The sequence below is a fragment of the Paenibacillus sp. FSL L8-0158 genome (genome assembly GCF_038592965.1).
GTDB classification, from domain to species: domain Bacteria; phylum Bacillota; class Bacilli; order Paenibacillales; family Paenibacillaceae; genus Paenibacillus; species Paenibacillus polymyxa_D.
The window spans coordinates 3,008,685-3,026,174 of the sequence record NZ_CP151949.1 but is presented as its reverse complement, the minus strand read 5'-3'; the positions used below and the strand labels follow the sequence as shown (position 1 = coordinate 3,026,174).

General features: G+C 40.8%; 7 protein-coding genes. 5 read left to right on the top strand and 2 right to left on the bottom strand.

The window, feature by feature from the left end; all coding sequences use genetic code 11:
- The first annotated feature begins 44 nt into the window (after positions 1-44).
- From NSQ68_RS13025 to NSQ68_RS13005, 5 genes are all read left to right on the top strand, one after another.
- The gene (locus NSQ68_RS13025) at positions 45-464 is read left to right on the top strand and encodes a mannose/fructose/sorbose PTS transporter subunit IIA (RefSeq protein WP_342426170.1); all 420 of its coding nucleotides are present in this window, start codon (positions 45-47) and stop codon (positions 462-464) included.
- Between the two features lies 1 nt (position 465).
- Positions 466-948 (top strand): mannose/fructose/sorbose PTS transporter subunit IIB, encoded by a 483-nt coding sequence (locus NSQ68_RS13020; protein WP_039276323.1) that lies wholly within the window; start codon positions 466-468, stop codon positions 946-948.
- A 39-nt stretch (positions 949-987) separates the two neighbouring features.
- On the top strand, positions 988-1,758 hold the full coding sequence (locus NSQ68_RS13015; protein ID WP_039276321.1) for a PTS mannose/fructose/sorbose transporter subunit IIC: 771 nt from the start codon (positions 988-990) through the stop codon (positions 1,756-1,758).
- Between the two features lie 28 nt (positions 1,759-1,786).
- A complete protein-coding gene (manZ, locus tag NSQ68_RS13010) occupies positions 1,787-2,611 on the top strand; it encodes a PTS mannose transporter subunit IID (protein WP_039276319.1) in 825 nt (274 codons plus the stop codon).
- A 166-nt stretch (positions 2,612-2,777) separates the two neighbouring features.
- Positions 2,778-6,389 carry a GH32 C-terminal domain-containing protein gene (locus NSQ68_RS13005; RefSeq protein WP_342429114.1) on the top strand — a complete coding sequence of 1,204 codons (3,612 nt, stop codon included), beginning with the start codon at positions 2,778-2,780 and terminating at the stop codon, positions 6,387-6,389.
- A gap of 239 nt (positions 6,390-6,628) precedes the next feature.
- Here the strand turns inward: NSQ68_RS13005 and NSQ68_RS13000 are convergent, their stop codons facing one another.
- Positions 6,629-7,351, bottom strand: a complete 723-nt coding sequence (locus tag NSQ68_RS13000) for a thioesterase domain-containing protein (protein ID WP_025721395.1) — start codon at positions 7,349-7,351, stop codon at positions 6,629-6,631.
- Positions 7,352-7,374: 23 nt separating this feature from the next.
- Positions 7,375-17,484 carry an amino acid adenylation domain-containing protein gene (locus NSQ68_RS12995; RefSeq protein WP_342426169.1) on the bottom strand — a complete coding sequence of 3,370 codons (10,110 nt, stop codon included), beginning with the start codon at positions 17,482-17,484 and terminating at the stop codon, positions 7,375-7,377.
- Between the last annotated feature and the right edge of the window lie 6 nt (positions 17,485-17,490).

The following is a 17,490-nucleotide window of genomic DNA, read 5'->3' as shown; positions in this document are numbered from 1 at the left end:
TGCATTATAGATATATGTGGAGAGAAACAAAGGGGGTGAGACAGATGATCGGTGTAATTGTTGGGACACACGGGAAATTTTCTGAAGAAATACTGAGGTCAACAGAAATGGTTTTCGGCCAATTGGATAATGTGGTAGGTGTTACGTTTGAACCAGGTGAAAGTGTCAGCGGACTTGTAGAGAAATATAAGGCTGCGTTGGCATCGCTGGATTGGACGGACGGTGTCATCTTCCTTGTTGATTTATTCGGCGGCAGTCCTTATAATGCTGCCAGCCGAATTGCGGTTAACCATGAAAAAATGGATATTGTGACAGGAGTAAACCTGCCAATGATCGTTGACCTTCTTGCAAACAGAGGGATTGAACAAGTGGAGAATTTGGTAAATCTAGCGATCCATGCGGGGCACGATTCCATGATGTCTTTTCGTGCCATTCGAAACAGTCAATCAGAGGAGGAATTATAGAATGGAAATTGCATTAGTTCGTATTGATGACCGTCTGATTCACGGTCAGGTGGCGACCGTTTGGGTGAAAGAAGCGAAGTGCAACAAGATTATCGCTGTTAGCGATGAAGTCGCAGCGGATACATTACGCAAAACCTTATTGCTTCAGGTATCGCCGCCTGGAATTAAGGCGTATGTCGTAACGATTAACAAAGCGATAGAGGCTTATAATAACCCCAAATACAGTGATTTTAAAACATTGTTTCTCTTTACCAACCCTACGGATGTACTGCGGGTTGTGGAAGGGGGAGTACCCATTCGCTCGGTGAATGTTGGAGGAATGTGTTTTAAGGAAGGAAAGACACAGATTACCGGGGCGGTATCCGTAAACCAACAGGATGTAGATGCATTTCGTAAGCTGCATGAAAAAGGCATTGAGCTGGAAATCAGAAAAGTAGCCAGTGATCCGAAAATCAACTTGATTACCAAACTGCAGAATTTGTGATCGTAAATACCAGGCGACAACTAGAGAGGAGTTATAGAAATGACTGTTTTTCAAATAGTGATGGTAACACTGGTAGCGGCCATATGTGGCATGGGTAGCGTTCTGGATGAAGGGCAAACCCATCGTCCTCTGATTGCGTGTACGTTGATTGGCCTTGTCCTTGGCGATCTCAAAACTGGTATTATACTTGGCGGTACTCTGGAATTAATGGCTTTGGGATGGATGAATGTAGGAGCATCCATGGCACCAGACGCTGCTCTAGCCAGCGTGGTTTCAACCATTTTGGTCATCGTCGGCCATCAATCAATCGGCGCCGGAATTGCCGTTGCGATTCCAATTGCAGCCGCCGGACAAGTGCTTACCATTTTTGTCAGGACGATTACTGTCTTCTTCCAGCATTTAGCTGATAAGTATGCGGAATCTGCAAATTTCAAAGGAATTGAGCTATGTCACTTTATTGCCTTACTTTTGCAAGGTCTGCGGGTTGCTTTGCCGGCCGTTTTGGTGGCAGTTGCCGCAGAAACGGGCCTGGTGACTGCTATGCTTAACGCAATTCCGGAGGTTATCACAAGAGGACTACAAATTGCGGGCGGCTTTATCGTAGTCGTAGGGTATGCAATGGTCATTAATATGATGGCAGCCAAATACCTGATGCCATTCTTCTTTCTGGGCTTTGTCATTGCAGCTTTTACCAACATTAATCTGGTTGGTTTTGGGGTCATTGGCGCGGTTCTGGCTCTGCTTTACATCCAGTTGAGCCCAAAATACAACCAGCGTAATGAGAAGATGGCAGAAATTGAAGAGTTATAGTAACTACCTGAAGGGAGAGGAGAGCACTATGAAAGAAAAGAAGCTGACTAAAAGTGATTTAAATAAGATGTTTGTCCGTTCATGCTTCCTGTTAGGCTCGTTCAATTTTGAGCGAATGCAGTCGATTGGTTTCTGTGTCACCTTGATCCCTGCGATTAAGCGGCTGTACAGCAAGAAAGAAGATCAAAAAGAGGCATTGAAAAGACATCTGGAATTTTTCAACACTCAACCGTTTATCTCGGCGCCTATTATGGGTGTAACGGCTGCGATGGAAGAGCAGAAAGCAAGCGGCCAGCCGATTGACAATGCCACTATAAGTGGAGTCAAAATCGGTTTAATGGGACCTCTTGCGGGAGTGGGTGACCCCATCTACTGGGGGACTTTACGCCCGGTCCTGGCTGCACTCGGAGCCTCAATCGCCTTATCCGGTAGCCTTGTCGGACCGGTTCTTTTCTTCCTTCTCTTTAACACTGCACGCTTGGCAACGAAATGGTACGGTCTGAAATACGGTTATCACAAAGGTACGGAGATTGTTTCCGATATGTCGGGAAACCGGTTGCAAAAACTCACGGAGTCAGCTTCCATACTGGGGCTTTTCGTTATGGGCGCACTTGTTTCCAAATGGACCACCCTGAATGTGCCGCTGGTGGTATCAAGATATGTGGGAACGGATGGAAAAGAGGTTATTACGACCGTTCAGATGATTTTAGATCAATTGATGCCCGGACTTTTACCACTATTATTGACCTTTTTATGTATGAGGCTACTGAAAAAGAAAGTGAACGCAATCGCTCTGATTTTTGCTTTATTCGCAGTAGGTATTATTGGGTACGCATTTGGTGTTTTGGCTTAAAACGTGCCGGTCAGGGAGTCATCCTTGGCCGGACTTTTTCGGATTTTTGTGACCAAAACAGCGTAAACATAAGATATTAAGCTATAGAGATAAATGTAAACGCTTTATTAGTGATGTTAAGAATAACCCAAGGTGTTCAAAATATTAAAAGAGGATGTGAAAGATGGTGAAGAGGAAGTTAAGTATGCTGCTGATTTGCTTTATGGTATTTGGTTTACCGTTAACTCCCGCTTTTGCAGCAGATCTTGGTTATTACGATGAACCTTACCGTAATCAGATTCATTTTTCGCCTGAGGCTAACTGGATGAACGACCCGAATGGAATGGTTTATTATAAGAGTGAATATCACCTTTTTTACCAGTATAATCCTTTTGGGACGAAATGGGGACCCATTCATTGGGGGCATGCGGTGAGCAAAGATCTTATTCATTGGAAACATTTGCCTATTGCGTTATATCCAGATGAAAACGGTCAGATTTTCTCGGGAAGTGCTGTGATCGATTGGAACAATACAGCAGGGTTCGGAAAAGAAGCCATGGTTGCGATCTTCACTCATTCCGGGGATAAGGGTCAGGTTCAAAGCATTGCGTACAGCTTAGATAGAGGCAGAACCTGGACCAAGTATGAAGGAAATCCGGTAATGCCGGATCCCCCGATACCGGATTGGCGAGACCCTAAAGTATTCTGGCACGAAGACTCCAGACAATGGGTGATGTCTTTGGCCGCAGCGAATAAAGTAATGTTTTATACTTCCCCCAATTTAAAACAGTGGACCTATGCAAGCGAATTTGGTGAAGATAACGGAATACAGGCCAACAGTCTGGATACCACTTCGTACGCTATGTCTTCACAGCAAGGTGGTTCATTTACCTTAGAGGGAGATATTACCCTGAATAAAAAGAATGGCAGGGAAGGCTCAGGAGGTCTGGTTTTTCGTGCTGACAAGAATGCGAAAAACGGTTATGTCGTCAGCCTGGATGCCAAAAATGATGTCGTTACTTTAAATAAGAATGTCGATGGATCGAATACAGAAATTGCAAGCAAGTCTTTAACCCTGGGAACCTCATCAACTTACAACGTGCAAGTAGACGTATATGGTCATGACATTCAGGTGTTTGTAGATAATCAGTCTGTAATTAAAGAAACGGATACTGAATTTGATTATGGTTATTACGGTCTGACCGCCTGGAATTCAACAGCTTCCTTCCGAAATGTGAATTTCAAGAACACCTCTAACTTTGCAACCAATCTGTCTAATTGGACAGCTGTAACCGGCCGGTGGGATGATACCATGGAGGGGAAAAGCGGTACATCTGCAGATGATGCTTTTATCATAAGTGGTAAGACTGGGGACAACTTTATATATAATGCGAATATAGATTTGTCAGAGGGAGGAGATGAAACAGGATCACTTCTTTTTCGGACGGATGCTGATGCAAAAAATGGATATATGGCGAGTATCGATGCTTTAAACGATAAAGTGAAAATCGTGAAAATGGAAGACGGGAATAGAACGGTTCTGGCTGAAACCACAGTAACGCTGGATACGTATCAAAGCCATGATTTAAAAGTGAGCACATTTGGAACAAATATAAAGATGTATCTGGACGGAAATCTCATTCATGATATCGATGATGCAACCTTCTTGTCCGGCCATTTTGGATTACATCTTTTGCACTCTTCTGCGTTATTTCAGGATGTTCAACTGGGTAGAAATATCATGACCGATGAGAAAGAAATCATCAATCATGATTTTGAAACAGGCGATTTAACTGGATGGACTGTGACCCAGGGTGATACTTTTTCGGATGATCATGTATCCAGTGAAGCGACTTATTGGGGTGGATCCTTCGGACATGAGGGGAATTATCACTTGTGGGGATATTCTAAGCTTCACGATGGAGATGAAGCAACGGGTGAACTGCAATCCTCCTATTTTAAATTAAGCGGATCCGGTGAAATCAATCTGTTACTAGGAGCAGGCGATGATGGCGACAATACCTATGTATCATTGGTCAGAGCAGCCGACGATAAAGAATTGATCCGCCAGGCCAATATAAAATTTAATGAAGAAAAATATTCAAAATACGTTTGGGACGCGTCCAAATATATTGGTGAAGTGTTATATATCAAAGTAGTAGACCATGCCAAAGATGGTTACGGTCATATTAATGTTGATGATGTTAATGTTTATAATGAAGGGACCATATCGGATAAAGTTGACCAGGTTGCAAAAGAGCCGGAGAAAACAGATGTGAAACAAAGCGGACTCCTCACAGATTGGTCCGCTGTTTCTGGACAGTGGATTCCTTCCACAAACGGCAGCGTCGGAGGAATATGGGAATGCCCTACGTTAGTCGAATTGCCGGTAGATGGTGACCCTTCAAAAAGAAAGTGGGTCCTACAGGTAAGTATAAATGATGGTGCTCCAGCAGGCGGATCGGGCATGCAGTATTTTGTAGGCAGCTTTGACGGTAAAACGTTTAAAAATGAAAATACTTCCGATAAAGTGTTATGGACTGACTATGGAGCTGATTTTTATGCTGCTGTGGATTGGAGTGGAGTAGAAGGGAAGAAGGGTGAGAAATATTGGCTCGGCTGGATGAGTAATTGGCAGTATGCCAACGATACACCCACCTCAACGTGGAGAAGTTCAACAACACTGCCGCGGAAGATGGAGCTCACTCAAACCGCAAAGGGTCTACGTTTAAAACAAACCCCTATTTCCCTAAAAAGTATTCGTGACAGAGGGGATCGTATATCGTATACCAATAAAATGATATCGGGTAACAGCCATCTTCTTTCTAATCTATCAGAAGATACATTTGAAATAATCGCTTTGTTTGATGTATCGGATACTAAGGCAACAGAATTTGGCTTCAAAATCCGGGAAGGAAGTGAGCAATATACTACTGTCGGTTATGATGTCTACAACGAGCAATTATTTGTTGACCGGACTCATTCAGGAGATTTCGATTACGGAAGTAATGTAGCTGGCAAGCATGAGGGACCATTACACCCTAAGAACGGCACGGTTAAATTGCAAGTTATTGTTGACAAATCAGCTGTAGAGGTATTCGGTAATGATGGTACGACAGTGATTACCGATCAGATATTCGCGGATTCTGCAAGCAAAGGACTAAAAATCTATAGTAAGGGTGGAAATGTAAAGCTGAAATCTTTGGACCTATATCCTCTAAAGAGTGTATGGAAAGAAAAGAAATCTTCTTTTAAATCCAACTTATCAGGTTGGACCACCGTTAACGGGAAGTGGGCAGAGACCATTCATGGAATGCAGGGACAGAGTAAGGGAGATGCTTTCATAGTATCAGATGTGACTGGCAGGAATTTTGTGTATGAAGCCAATATAAACGTGCCAGATACAGATTCCCACCCCGGTAATTCTGAAAAAGATTTGATAGATAACTCCATTGGAGCGGGTTCATTGGTTTTTCGTTCTGACTTAACAGCAAAGAATTCATATGCAGCAAATGTTGATATAAAAAATAATATTGTAAAATTAATTAAATTTGTCGATGGAACCGGATATGAAATTGCGACATATAACAATGATGGAAAACTGGATTTACAGCCAAATATAGATTATCATCTCAAAGTAGAAGCGCAAGGCGATATCACTAAGGTTTATTTGAACAATAAATTAGTTATCGACACAAAAGATCAAACTTATAAAGAAGGATACTTTGGTCTCAATGTATGGGATACAACGGCTTTTTTTAATGAAGTTAAAGTGAAGCTAAAACATAAAGATGAATGATTAAAGTTGGTTAAATAATGACATTTGCATGTCTATGAGTTTAGTTTGTGTCGCCGCGCAGCGACACAAACTTTTTAATTATTGGATCCGTACTATTAGTCAAAATACGGGTTTTGTGAACATGTCTATGCTTGAAATTTTTGATTAGACTGGAAAGAGGCTAAGTCTACAGGTCATTAAAGTCAACCTAAAAACTTAGCCTCTTGATTTCATATTAAATTTTAAATAAACTTCAGTCTTCACATACCATTGTCTGCAAAGTCGATGAGACTACTATTTATTATTGCTGCTACATCCTTTTTGTAATCGTGTATAAAAAAATGATCCCCGTCAAACATATGAATTTTACAACTTTTGGACGTATAATCATGCCATTTTGCAACGTCAAAAATAGTGGCTCCCTTTTCTCTTTTTCCCCACAATACACTTATATCGCAGTCAAGCTTAGCGTTTTTTTCAATGTGCCTGTATGTGTCAGTAATTCTAAAATCCGCTCTGAGTATCGGTAAAAACAACTCCATTAATTCATTGCTTTTCAGAACCTCTTTGGGCGTGCCTCCCAGCTTAAATACCTCATCCACAAACTCCTTATCCGGCAAATCATAGAGTACCTTCTTCTTACTTACAAAACCCGGAGGATATCTGCCGGAAATAAACATATGGACAGGATATGGATGTCCGAGCTCCTTTATTCTATAGGCAAGTTCATATACAAGTACACTGCCCATACTGTGGCCAAACAACGCATAAGGTTGTTCTTCAAGGTTGCTTATGATAATACGGTGTATATCTTCAAGCGCTTCCTCAACACTTCCGTAAAACGGTTCACCAATCCTGCTGCCTCTTCCCGCAAGCTCAATCGGGAAAAGCTCAATCCTATCATGCAAGTATTGTTCCCAATATTTATATACTGCTGCAGAACCTCCTGCATACGGCAGACAAAACAATTTAATCTTATCCATTATATCTACCCCTTATATCTGAACTATTGGTTGATCTCTTCCAATATTTCTTTAATAATAGCCGCATTTTTATCTATATATCCTGTACTTAACATATCAAAATGACTGCCAAATCCGTTATATACTTTGAACTCTCCCGTTGTTGCCTCTCTCCATCCTTCACATAAATCAGCTTCACCTTCATTGTCTTGCTGCTGTGATATAATAAGATGGATATTGGAGTTTATCTGTCCCGAGTTTATAACACTTCTAGTGTATTTATGATAATTTCTCATTCTTTCAATGGCCTTTTCAATAACTGCCTGGTTATCTCCAAACATGCCTTTTATAAGTTTCTCATTTTCTTCTATAAATTCTTTATCCTGTTGCTCAGCAAGTTTCTTAGCATCTTCGCTTTCTTCCTCAATAAGGACAAATGATTTAGCCGAATCCAGAAAGATTATATCGGATACATGATGTCCAGTTTCAATTAATACTTTAGCAACTTCAAATGCCAGATTACCTCCTGCCGAGTAACCAAATAGAATATATGGGCCCTCGGGTTTGACAGAAGTAATTGCCTTCACATACTCCTCCATCCTGCTCTCATTTTCTATAAAGTCAAAGGAATATATGGAATAAGCATTCATTTGTTTTGATAAACTACCATAAGCTATTCCATTTCCTCCTCCTGGAGGGAATGCAAACATAAGACTCTCCATTGCTGAATTAAAATGAATTGCCGGACTTGGTGTAATATAATCATTGGCGTACGTATTGTGTATAAAACGGGCAATTTCCTTTATGGTTGGGGCCATATAAAAGTCTTTTAGTGGTACCTCAACATTTAACTGTTCATAAATTCTGCTTATAAGGGATATTGCCTTCAGTGAGTATCCTCCCAGTTCAAAGAAGTTATCATTCACACCAATTTTTTGTACTCCAAGGGCATCATGCCACAGCAGTGCAAGCTTCTCCTCAACTTCACCGCAAGGCTCTACATACTCTACTGATGTAGCTAAAGTACCGTCATTTTGGGGTAAATTATTCCGATCTATTTTGCCATTGGCTGTCAAAGGCAGCTTTTCCAGCTGAACAAAGTATTGTGGTATCATGTAATCGGGAAGTTCTTTTAAGAGAAGCGCCCTTAAATCTGATATTGTAGATTCACTTTCCCCTGCTATATAAGCACACAAATACTTGTTGCCCTCCTGGTCTGTCTTTGCAATTACCGCAGCTTCTTTTATTGAAGGATGCTTTAATAGCTGCACTTCTATTTCCCCAAGCTCTATCCTAAAGCCCCTAATCTTTACCTGATGGTCTACTCTGCCTATAAATTCGATGTTTCCGTCAGGAAGCCACCTTCCAAGATCACCGGTACGATACATTCTTTCTCCAGAGCTGAAAGGATTAGCTACAAATTTTTCCGTAGTCAATTCAAGTTTGTTCAAATAGCCTTTTGCCAGCCCATCTCCAGATATATATATTTCACCAGTTGTATTAACCGGTAAGATATTCATGTCTTCATTAAGTATATATATCTTATAATTCTGCAATGGCATACCTATAGGTATACTTGTTAGATTTCTCACCTTCTCACGGCTTAAATGGTAATAAGTTGAATCTACGCAGCATTCTGTTGGACCATAAACGTTTGTTATAGTAGGGTTATTATCTTTAAACCGATCATAGAAACCTTGTATACCTTTACATGAAAGTTCTTCCCCTCCGATAATAAACTGCATAACTGAAAGACTTTCGCCAGGCCTGGCAGTATCTGTTAAAAGCTTTATATGTGCTGGTGTTCCGTCTGAAACAGCAATTGAATTCCTGTTATAGTACTTTAGAAGGCCCTCACCATCTAGCCTTGTATCCTCAGGAACTATAAACAGCGTATGGCCAAGGAGAGAAGCCGCAAATATTTGTTTTACAGATGCGTCAAAAAAGTAAGGGGACACAAGGGCAACATTTAAATAATTATCATAATTTTCATAGACAAGCTTTCTTAGTCCATAAACCAAGTTAACTACACTTCGATGCTCTATCATTGAACCCTTCGGAACTCCAGTAGATCCCGATGTATAAATGATATAAGCTAAGTCCTCTGGTTTATTTATTTTATCAAGGTTTTCAGCACTTCCAATGTATATTTCAGGGGAATCAAGCAGTAATATATTACCGTAAAACTCTGCTTTATCCGCTAAATGTGATTGCGTCAACAGCATAGTTGCATTACTATCTTCCAGTAATTTTTTTATTCTTAGTTCAGGAAGTTTGGTTGAAATTGGTAAATAGACACCTCCTGCTTTTAAAATTCCCAGTATTCCAACCTGCATATCTACGGATCTTTCTACCATTATTCCAACTATGCTGTTTTGCTTTACACCATTACTTCTTAGTGCTCTGGCAAGCTGATTTGCCTTTTCATTGAGCTGCCTGTAGGTTAATTGCTTGTCCTCAAACACTACAGCTACATTATCAGGTGTCCTTTCCACTTGGTCTTGGAACAGCTCATGTAGAGTCTTATCCCTAGGGTATTCTGCCTTTGTATCATTAAAACTATTTAGTATTTGCTGTTTTTCATCCTGAGATAGTATATTTATTTCGGACAGCATCTTTTCGGGGTAAGCTGTGATCTCTTCCAGTACATTGATGAAATGGACCCCAAGTTTTTCTATTGTCTCTTTCTTAAACAGACGAGTAGCATACTTTAACCCAAATACAATATTATTCTGGGTCTCTTGGGCGTTTAGGGTCAAATCAAATTTAGACGCCCTGAACTCATTATCATAGGGCATGAACCTTAGCCCATTCATCTTAAATTCTGATGCCTCTTTATTTTGCAAGACAAACATAGTATCAAACAGCGGATTTCTGCTCAAATCCCGCTTAATGCTAAGCTTCTCCACAAGTTCCTCAAATGGGTAATCCTGGTTTTCATAAGCCCTTAGAGCATTTTCTTTTACTACCATCAAAAACTCGCTGAAATTCTTTTTACCTTGAGGGTAATTCCTCATAGCTAGGGTATTGACAAACATGCCTATGATGTCCTGCAAATCTGTATGTGGCCTTCCTGCTATAGGGCTTCCAATTACGACATCTTCCTGTCCGGTGTATTTGAAAAGAAGCACATTGTATGAAGCTAGAAGCACCATATACAGTGTTGCTCCATGATCCACGGCAAGCTTGTTCAGTTTATGTGCAAGTTCCCGGCCTGTTTCAAAACTGACCATATCGCCTTCAAAACTCTGTATAGCCGGCCTTGGGTAGTCTACCGGCATATCAAGTACTGGTATTTCTCCCCTAAATGCCTGGAGCCAGTATTCTTCTTGTTTACTGATTGTGCCGTCAGCAAACAATTTATTCTGCCATACGGAATAGTCCTTGTACTGAATCTGAAGTGCTGGAAGATTCATTCCTTCATACAAGCTTATGAATTCTCTTACCAGTATTTCATCCGACACCCCGTCAGATATGATATGGTGTTTATCAAGCATCATGACATGCCTGTCTTCTCTAATTTTTACGAGCCCTGCTCTTAGTAAAGGAGCCTTGCCAAGGTCAAATGGCCTTATGAATTCATTTGCTGCTTCTGAGGCTTTTTCTTCGCCGGTTTCCATGTACATGATACTAAATTCCACCTCATCATGGACCTTCTGCACCGGTTCACCATCTACCATATGGAAGGAGGTCCGGAAAGCCTCATGCCTTTTTACCAGCTGATCTAAGGCTTTCTCAAAACTTTCTATATCAATACTGCCTTCTAACAACATAAACTCTGGCATATTGTATGCCACCCTTGCTCCTTCAAGCTGATTTAATATATACAGCCTTCTTTGGGAAGACGACATAGGATAGTATTCCATTTCTCCAGTGGGCTGGATAGATTGATAAATACTCTCTTGGGCTTCCTGGATGTACTTGGCAATTTCTGCAATTGTCGGCAGCTTGAATATCTCCTTAAGAGATATATTTACATTGAACTCTTTGTGAATTTTGGCTGCAAAGTTTATTGCTTTTAATGAGTGCCCCCCAAGCACAAAGAAATTATCATTTCTCCCTATTTTCTCAACCCCCAGGATATCCTGCCACAATTGTACAAGCTTCTCTTCCACTTCACCTGAAGGTGCTTCATACTCTACTCCAGTATTTAAATGAGCAGCAGGGTGGGGCAAGTTCTTCCGGTCTATCTTACCATTGGCTGTCAAAGGCATTTCATCCAGCTGCATGAAGTATGCCGGGATCATATACTCGGGCAATTCTTTTGAAAGGCATTCCCTTAGTTCAGTTATTGTCAGTTCATTTTCCCCAACGAAATATGCACACAGATCCTTGTTCTTCTGTTGGTCTTCCTTTACAATAACCACAGCTTCTTTTATTGAAGCATGTCTTAATAGCTGAGCCTCTATTTCTCCAAGTTCTATTCTAAATCCCCTTATCTTTACCTGGTGGTCCATCCTGCCTAAAAATTCTATATTCCCGTCAGGCAGCCATCTTGCCAAGTCCCCAGTACGATACATTCTTTCTCCCTTTATAAACGGGTTAGATACAAATCTTTCTGCAGTAAGCCCCGTCTTGTTTAAATAGCCTTTGGCAAGACCATCCCCAGATATATATAATTCCCCAGCGATACCTATAGGATTTACTTCTAATTTCTTACCAAGTATGCATGCTCTGGTGTTTGGCAAAGGACGGCCTATGGGGATATTATCCAATCTACTAAGCCCCGCCGCAGTAATCAAATATTCCGTAGAATCCACACAGCATTCGGTAGGACCATAAACATTTGTGATGCAAGGTTGCACATCCTCAAATCTGCTTAGGAAGTCTTTTACTGCATCAAATGGAAGAACATCTCCGCCTATAATAAAATGTCTCACTTTTAGGTTATTATCTATAGGAGGAGAATTTAACATCATATTTACGTGTATGGGCGTTCCATCCGAAATATCAATCCTATTTTCACTATAGAAGTCCAGCAGCTTTTTACCGTCTTTCCTTGCTTCCTCCGGTACAATGTACAATGCATGCCCCATTAGCAGTGCTGCGAAAATCTGCTGCACCGAAGCATCAAAAACATAAGGGGCAATGAGGCAAACATTCAACGGTGATTCATATTTGCTATATATTCTCTGGAACAGACCCTCTACCAGGTTTAATACACTCTTATTATCAATGCAAACACCTTTAGGGTTTCCCGTTGAGCCAGAGGTATAGATGATGTACGCTGTATCACCAGGCTTATTTATACATTTTATATTCACATCGTTTATAAAATTATAATCATAATCAGATAAATCAATAATCTCACCATCGAAATCATCACGATCCATAAGATGATTTTGGGTGAGTAAAATTTTGGCCTTGCTGTCCTCCATCATATACCTTTTTCTTTCCAATGGATAATTAGGATCTACAGGAAGGTACGCCCCCCCAGCCTTGATTACTGACATTATACCTATAACCATTTCAGGCGAGCGGTCCACCATTATGCCTACAATATCATCAGGCTTTACTCCCTTTTCTCTTAATGCCCTGGCCAATTGGTTTGCCTTTTGATTCAGTTCTCGGTAGGTTAATTGTTTACCTTCAAAAACCACTGCAATATGATCAGGAGTCTTTTTCACTTGCTCCTCAAACATTTGGTGTATGGTTTTATCCAGGGGATATTCGAGAGCAGTATCGTTAAAGCTGTATAATACTTGCTGTTTTTCTTCCTGTGATAACATTTCGATTTCATAAAGCCTTTTTTCGGGGTATGCTGCAATTTCTTCCAGTAAATTGATGTAATGAGCCCCAAGTCTTTCAACTGTTTCTTTCTTAAACAGTCTTGTACAGTATTCGAGTTCAAAGGCTATACCATCCTCAGTCTCAAATGCATTTAAGGTGATGTCAAATTTTGATATTCTGCCTTCTATCCCTTTGTTGTACGGCTTGAAGCTTAGATCAGACGTTATGAGCTCTGCTTTTCCAACATTGTATATGGCAAACATGGTATCAAAGAGGGGATTCCTGCTCATATCCCTCCTTATGTCCAGCTTATCCACTAATTCTTCAAACTGATAGTCCTGATTGTCGTATGCTTTCAAAGCATTTTCTTTAACTTCTTTCAAGAATTCAATAAAAGTCTTTTCTCCTTGCGGGTGGTTTCTCATGGCCAGAGTGTTTACAAACATACCTATGATGTCTTGAAGGTCAGCATGAGGCCTTCCAGCTATAGGACTTCCCACAATAATATCTTCCTGTCCAGTGTATCTAGATAACAGCACATTGTATGCAGCAAGAAGCGTCATATATAATGTAGCTCCATTGTCTGATCCAAGCTTGTTAAGTCTAACCGCAAGCTCGCTATCAGCTTCAAAGCTGATGTAGTCTCCTTCAAAGCTTTGTACTGCGGGTCTTGGGTAGTCGGTGGATAAATCCAGCACAGGGATCTCTCCCTGAAAGGTCTGGAGCCAGAATTCCTCCTGCTTACTTATGGCAGCTCCTGCAAACAATTCCCTCTGCCAAACTGAGTAGTCCTTGTACTGTATACGCAGTGGAGGAAGTATTTTCCCTTCATATAAGCTTATAAACTCTCTTACCAGTATGTCGTTGGACACTCCATCCGATATGATATGATGCATGTCAAACACCATAATATGTCTGGCTTCTCCAATCTTTACAAGTCCAACTCTTAATAGTGGAGCCTTTCCAAGGTCAAAGGGCCTTATGAATTTCTCCACTATTTCGGGAACCTTCTCTTCACTGGTTTCCAGGTACATGATACTTAGGTCCGCCTTGTCATGGACTTTCTGAGACAGCTCTTCCTCGATCATATGGAAGGAGGTTCGAAAGCTCTCATGCCTTTCTATCAGACTATGAAAAGCCTGCTCAAAACGTGCTTTATCAACAGTACCTTCCAGCAATATTATGCCAGGTATATTGTAGGCGATTCCAGCTCCTTCAAGCTGGTTTAATATATATAGTCTTTTCTGGGCGGATGACATGGGATAATATTCCATATCCCCAGCACGTTGAATGGACTGATATAGGCTCTCCTTTGAGTCTTCAATGTAGCTGGCAATTTCTAAGATGGTTGGTGTCTTGAATATTTCCTTAAGAGGTATGTCTACATTGAACTCTTTGTGAATTCTTGCTACAAGGCTTGTTGCCTTTAACGAGTGTCCTCCGAGCATAAAGAAGTTATCATTTCTTCCTACCTTCTCTATTCCAAGGATGTCCTGCCACAGCAGCGCAAGCCTTTCCTCCACTTCACCTGAAGGCGCTGCATACTCTGTTCCTGTATTTATTCTTCCATCAGGCAGCGGCAGCGCCTTTCTGTCCAATTTTCCATTTATGGTTAACGGTACTTTTGCTATCCTCATAAAATAGGATGGAATCATATAATCGGGCAGCTCTTTAGATATAAGCTCCCTTATTTCGGTCACTGTCACTTCTCGGTCAGACACTATATAAGCGCAAAGATACCTGCCTACACTTGAATCCTCCCGGTCAATGACCACCGCCTCATTTATATCAGCATGCTTCAAAAGGGCTGCTTCTATTTCCTCAAGCTCGATTCTATACCCTCTTATTTTAACCTGGTGGTCTTTTCTGCCGGCAAATGCAATATTCCCGTCAGGAAGCCACTTTGCAAGATCTCCTGTTTTATACATCAGTTCTCCAGGCATAAATGGGTTCGGTACAAACTTTTCCCTGGTAAGTTCCGGTTTTTTCAAGTATCCTCTCGCCAATCCTGCCCCGGAAACACAGAGTTCACCCTCAACACCTATGGGCTTAAGATTATTGTTTTCATCAACTATAAACACCCGGGTATTGGTAATAGGTTTACCAATAGGTACCGACTTATCGGCCGTCTCACAATCATCTGCTTTCCATACCGTTGCACATACGGTTGTCTCAGTAGGTCCATAAGCATTTATATATGAAATCCTGTTGCTCCATTTCTTTAAAAGTTCGGGAGTGGAAGCCGAACCTGCTGCAATTACCTTCTTTAAGGAAGTTACTTTTTCCGGGTCCAGATTTGCCAGATACGGAGGTGGTAAAGTAGCAATAGTTATCTCATTTTCATTTAGGTATTCTTCAAATCTTCGATAGTCATTGATAATATCGCTTGAAAATATATATAGTGTTGCTCCTGCCAATAGTCCCATAAATATTTCCCAAACTGCAGCGTCGAATGAAATTGATGCAAATTGAATAATCCTATCGCTTTCACTTACATTTAAGCGGGTCTTGAAAAACGCCTCCAGATTTGCTACCCCTTTATGTTCTACCATAACCCCTTTAGGTTTTCCTGTAGACCCAGATGTATAAATGATATATGCCAAATTTTGCGGTGAACATACCACTTCCAGGTTCATAGGGTTTCCGGCATAAAGGCTTTCATCTTCTATGTCTATATACTTCCCGTAAAACTCCACTTTCTCCAGGAATTGCTTTTGGGAAATCAGCACCCCTATCTCGCTGTCCTCGAGTAAATATTCGATTCTTGCCTTAGGGTAGTCAGGATCTATAGGCATATATGCCCCTCCGGCTTTAAGTATGCCAAATATACCTATGACCATCTCCAGTGAGCGTTCTACCATAATACCCACTATGCTGTCTGGTTTAACTCCCTTATCCCTCAACACTCTTGCAAGCTGATTTGACTTCTCATTGAGTTCCCTATAGGTTAGCTGCTTACCCTCAAACACCACTGCCGCATTGTCAGGTGTCTTCACCGCTTGTTCCTCAAATAGTTGGTGAATGGTCTTTTCCCTGTGGTATTCCTCCGTTGTATTATTGAAGCAGTGTACTATTTCTTTCTTTTCCACTTCGGTGAGTATATCAATATTCCTAATATGCATATCGGGATTATCGGTTACAATTTCTATTACCGACTGAAAATGTCCCTTGATTTTTTCTATGAAATTACCATCATATACCAGTGAGTTGTAACTGAATTTAATAGATAATTCCTTACCGCCATCAACGAGTATCCCAAAATCATAATTCGTCTGCTCGAATATTTCCATTCCAACTACATTTAAAATGCCATTACTGGATGAAGCATTAACCGCTTCATCCATAGGGTAATTTTCAAAAGCCATGACATGATGTATCAAGGCATCTTTCAAGCATGTTTTTGACTGCACATCCGCCAGAGGATAGAAACTGTACCGGTCAGATTCAAGCACCGATTGCTGCATCTCTTTGATCAGTTCGGTAAAAGTTTTATCCTCATCACAACTCACCCTTACTGCAACGGTATTTATAAATAAACCCACCATGCTCTCAATTCCCTGTATTTCATGAGGCCTTCCCGATACCACCTCACCAAACACCACATCATCGGTATTGTTATACCGCTGTAATAATATCCCCCATATGGTCTTTATAATGGTACTCATGGTTGTATTGTTTTTGGCTGCAAACTTCTCAAGATCGCTAGTTATTTGTTCAGATATTTTAAACTCCGTTTCTTCAATCCTGAAATCATCACTTGCAGACCTGCCGTTTTGGGGAAGGACTGTCTGATGCTCGTAACCTTTAAGATAGGTTTCCCAGTAATCTGCGGCCTCGTTCTGATTTCTGCCTTCCAACCATTTGATATAGCGGCTGTAAGGATATACCTTTCCTGACTCCGGCTCCCGGCTATTCATCAGGGCTTCATAGTTTTCCATAAATTCTCTAAATATATTTGCGAGACTCCACCCATCAATAATGATGTGATGAAAGCTCCATACCATGTTATAAGATTGGTAGCCTGTTTTAATTACACTTAATCTTGTTAAAATATCCCTTGATAAGTCAAAGCCCTTTTTTCTGTCTTTAACCCTGTATTCTTCTATATACCTATCCCTTAGTTCTTCGGCAAGGGAGGTAATATCCTCATAGCTGACAGACAGCTTTCTTTCCTTCATGACTACTTGTAAGGGCTTGGCTACATTTTCATACAAAAAAATTGTTCTCAAAGCGTCATACTTTTCAATAATGATATTAACGCTCTTTTCAACACAATCAATGTCCAGGATGCCTTTTATAGAAAGTGATATCTGCTCAAAGTAGGCGTCTGAATTTTTATCCATCATATAGTGGTACAATATCCCTTGCTGCATAGGAGTGAGCCGGTACATATCTTTTATGTTTTGTTTCTTCAAATCACTCATAAGTAC

Excerpts from the sequence above, each read along its gene's own strand:
- NSQ68_RS13025 (WP_342426170.1), top strand. The coding sequence starts at position 45 with ATGATCGGTGTAATTGTTGGGACACACGGGAAATTTTCTGAAGAAATA.
- NSQ68_RS13020 (WP_039276323.1), top strand. The coding sequence starts at position 466 with ATGGAAATTGCATTAGTTCGTATTGATGACCGTCTGATTCACGGTCAG.
- NSQ68_RS13015 (WP_039276321.1), top strand. The coding sequence starts at position 988 with ATGACTGTTTTTCAAATAGTGATGGTAACACTGGTAGCGGCCATATGT.
- manZ (WP_039276319.1), top strand. The coding sequence starts at position 1,787 with ATGAAAGAAAAGAAGCTGACTAAAAGTGATTTAAATAAGATGTTTGTC.
- NSQ68_RS13000 (WP_025721395.1), bottom strand. The coding sequence starts at position 7,351 with ATGGATAAGATTAAATTGTTTTGTCTGCCGTATGCAGGAGGTTCTGCA.
- NSQ68_RS12995 (WP_342426169.1), bottom strand. The coding sequence starts at position 17,484 with ATGAGTGATTTGAAGAAACAAAACATAAAAGATATGTACCGGCTCACT.